This window comes from Ruegeria sp. HKCCD6426, from assembly GCF_057221115.1.
This window is the reverse complement of sequence record NZ_JBWVBF010000020.1, coordinates 1-3,599: the sequence shown is the minus strand read 5'-3', so window position 1 is coordinate 3,599 and position 3,599 is coordinate 1. Positions and strand designations below refer to the sequence as shown.

Genomic DNA, 3,599 nt, shown 5'->3' with positions numbered 1-3,599 from the left:
CTACGCAGGGTTTCTAAGCAACAGGACTACCGTCCGAACAATGCTGAGCGAAACTTCAGATAGCCGAGCGGCCTGTCGTATTTTTGGGCCGATCTCTTGAGAACAAAGACAGCAAGAATACCGGCGAGGATATTCGAGAGCGACAGCGCCACCAGAACGGGCTGAACACCGAGGAATGAAGCAATAGCAAGCAGCGGAACGGTCAATGCAAAGGTTTTGACGAGCATCAGGCGCAGCGACAGCCCGGGCATTTGCAGGCCTACCAGAATGGCGGCGATCATGTTCAGCAAGCCGATGAATCCATAAGAAAGGGCGACAATCCGGAAGTAGAGTGTGACTAGGCGGACAACCTCGGGGTCATCCGAGAAGATGCGGGCAACCTGGCGACCAAAGGCAAAGAGTATTAGAAACAGGACAAACCCCATGATCAGCGCCAACCGTCCGGTGAATATCGCCGCGGCGTCAATCCGGTCATGGTTTTCGGCGCCGAAATTCTGAGCCACGAAAGGCGTGATCGTTGCGCTGATCGCAAATACGCCGACCAGGGCCAAAGTCTCGACCCGGTTGGCAACGCCAAAGGCAGCGACGACCTCTGCACCATAACCTGCAAGGGCAAAAGTCATCATCAGGCCGGTCAGCGGCACCAGGCTTTGCGTGGCGACGGTGGGCAGCCCCAGGCGCAGGATGTCGAGAGCCGCCGCGACCAGAATGGCGATACTGCGCAGATCTGCAAAGGCAAGCAGCCCATGTCGGAACATGATAACTAGCATGGCAACGGCGATGAATGCGAATGACAGGCCCGAGGCCAGGGCCGCCCCCGCCATGCCCAATTCCGGGAACGGGCCGATGCCGAAGATCAGCAGATAGTCGAACACCAGATTGATGACACTGCCGATGGCAAAAATGATCTCGGCGGTTCCGACAATGCCGGTGCCGCGGACCGCGGCGCTGGCCACGATACCAAGCATCAGGAACGGCAGGGCCGGATAGAGGATGCCCATGTAGTCGCGAATAAGCGGAAGCGTCTTCTGGTCGGCACCGATGGCGGTGAAGGCCTCATCTATGGTTTGAAACCCGATCCAACTGAACCCGACCGATAGTAAGAGTGTCAATATCAGAGAGACCACAGACAGCCTCGCAGCCGCCCCGCGATTACCCTGCCCGACGCTGCGGGCCACCACCGCCGCGGTTCCGACGGAGAGCCCCATGAAGATCGACAGCAGAACGAAATACGCCGTCGACGAGAATGACAGTGCGGCAAGCGCGGTCGAACCGAGTTGGCCTATGAAATAGGTGTCGACGATCTGAAACAGAAAGGTCGTCAGCATGCCAAGACTGACAGGCGCCGCCATGAACATCAGCGTGCGGTGAACGGGCGCCTGTAGAATGCGGGAGGAAGCGTCGGCCAAAGGAATTCTCCGGTCTCTCGGTTTGAAAGGCGGGCCGCTACGGCCCGCCGTTGGGATTGCATCAGGCGGCCGGTGCCTGTTCGAGAATGAGCCAATCCTGCTGGGCGAGCCAGTCGCCATACGACAGCCAGTTCACCTCTGCAAACTCGGCCCTCAGCGCAGAGATATCGGCCGTATATCCGACTTCATCGAACCAGGCGAACATCAGTGCCAGGTCTTCGCTTTGCTCCTTGAGTGCTTCGACCGGGAAACCATGGAAGGCGATCTCGCGCCCGCTCGCCCCGGAAACCAGCTCCACCGCATCGGCCATGGTGAGTTTGTCGCCAGCGATGTCGTAGCGCTTACCATAAACCGACGCGCCCCTCTCGATCAGCGCCGCCGCGAATTCTCCGATGTTCTGAACGGCGACCTGTTGCAGCATACGTTCGGCAGGCAAGGCGGCGGCGACACTGCCCTGCTGCAAGGCCGGCAAGCCCCAGGGTGACAGTAGGTTGTCCATGAAATAGACCGGCGCAACGATAGAGTAGTTCAGCCCGGACTCTATCAGCATTTCTTCGACGCGATATTTGCTGTCGAAATGCGGAACCCCGGTCGCCTTGTCGGCGCTGCCAACCGACGAAAACACGACATGGCCGACCTTAGCGGCCTGAAGCGCTTCGATCATGGCCTTGCCCTGGGCTACCTCACTTTCGGGGCCGGTTTCGAACGGTGTGGTCACCATGAATGCGGCATCCGTGCCTTCCGCCGCCGCCTGAAGAGAGGCGGGATCGGTGAAATCGCCGGAACGCAGATCGACGCCGCGCTGCGCGAGCGCGACAGCCGCCGCACCTTCCGGGTTGCGGGTCAGCGCGATGATCTTGTGGCCCTTTTCGAGCAGGGCTGTCACCACAGATCCACCCTGCGCCCCGGTTGCACCGGCAACCAATACAGTTTTTTGGTCAGTCATTTGAACTCTCCTTTTTTCAATCTGATCCGAAATTAGGTGCAAACGAATTGTTGTATTAGGTGCGTAAAATACGCTTTATAGTTTCCTGTGTGCGCCAATAAGGACTCCCAATGATCGATTACAATTCCGTTGCCGCTTTCGTCGCAGTCGCCGATGCGGGCACGTTTTCCGGCGGCGCCAGAGAGCTTGGCATTCCCAAAGGCAGCATCAGCCGCAAGATCAGCGGTTTGGAGGCCGACCTCGGCGTGCGTCTGTTTCATCGCACTACGCGCAAAGTAACGCTGACAGATATCGGCCAGTCCTATTACGCGCTTTGCCGGCGAGGCTTCGAAGAACTGACCGCCGCGAACGACCTGGTGACCGAAACCGTGGCGCGGCCCAAGGGCGTGCTTCGCATCGCGGCTCCGGCCGCCTTCGGAACCGGCGTCTTCACCGATTGGGTGACGGAGTACCTCAAGTTATATCCTGAAACGAAAGTCGAATTGCTGCTCGGCGATGCCTATGTCGATCTGATTGCGCAACGGATCGACCTCGCCTTTCGCTTTGGCCAGTTGCCGGATTCATCGCTGATTGCGCGAAAACTGGCCACGACCCGGCGCATTCTCTGCGCCAGCCCCGCCTATCTCGCTGAGAGGGGTGAACCGAAAGTGATCCAAGATCTCGACCGTCACGATGCGATTGTCCACAGTGCTGGGCTTGCCGATGACAGCTGGGCACTTGTACACGCGGGCGGCGCCGACATTCGCGCCACAGTCCAACCGCGACTGGCCAGCCAAAGCATGGATGTGGTCACGGACGCGGCCCTCGCTGGCCTCGGCATCGCGCTGCTACCCGAGGAGCCCGTTCAGGGATACATCGCAGCAGGTCGTTTGGTTCGCGTTCTCGACTCATATGCGACCCCCAGCCAGGGCCTCTATGCAGTCTACGCCAGCAACCGACATCTACCGATCAAAGTGCGCGCATTCATGGACCTGATCGATGAGAAGAAGCTCGTTTCGTGATTGGCAGTCACTCGTGAAACTTCGTTGACGTGGGGAGGCAGAAACCGACATAGCCGCCTCCGAATTGTCGCTGGATCTCAAATCCACCGGATACCCGAGGCGATAGAAGCAGAGTTACGATAGCGGACCTTCATGCGAGGCGCAGCATTCGTCCCGGCTCAAAAGCTGTCATCTGTTGCAGCACAGCTATTCACCCTTGCGGAAGTACGTCGGCCAGCGCAGGCGCGCCCATTCCGGACATCC

3 protein-coding genes are annotated in these 3,599 nt (G+C 59.0%); 1 reads left to right on the top strand and 2 read right to left on the bottom strand.

Annotation, left to right across the window (positions count from 1 at the left end; translation table 11 throughout):
* Window positions 1–26: 26 nt before the first annotated feature.
* Window positions 27–1,409, bottom strand: a complete 1,383-nt coding sequence (locus AC2TDA_RS22830; protein ID WP_480881410.1) for an MATE family efflux transporter — start codon at window positions 1,407–1,409, stop codon at window positions 27–29.
* A gap of 61 nt (window positions 1,410–1,470) precedes the next feature.
* Window positions 1,471–2,355 (bottom strand): NmrA/HSCARG family protein, encoded by an 885-nt coding sequence (locus tag AC2TDA_RS22825; protein WP_480881411.1) that lies wholly within the window; start codon window positions 2,353–2,355, stop codon window positions 1,471–1,473.
* A 110-nt stretch (window positions 2,356–2,465) separates the two neighbouring features.
* Here AC2TDA_RS22825 and AC2TDA_RS22820 point away from each other — a divergent pair, with 110 nt between their 5' ends.
* Window positions 2,466–3,356: a LysR family transcriptional regulator gene (locus AC2TDA_RS22820; RefSeq protein ID WP_480881412.1), complete on the top strand. Its 891-nt coding sequence runs from the start codon at window positions 2,466–2,468 to the stop codon at window positions 3,354–3,356.
* The last annotated feature ends 243 nt before the right edge of the window (window positions 3,357–3,599 follow it).

Bases quoted from the DNA above. Each gene is read 5' to 3' on its own strand.
- AC2TDA_RS22825 (WP_480881411.1), bottom strand. From the start codon at position 2,355: ATGACTGACCAAAAAACTGTATTGGTTGCCGGTGCAACCGGGGCGCAG.
- AC2TDA_RS22820 (WP_480881412.1), top strand. From the start codon at position 2,466: ATGATCGATTACAATTCCGTTGCCGCTTTCGTCGCAGTCGCCGATGCG.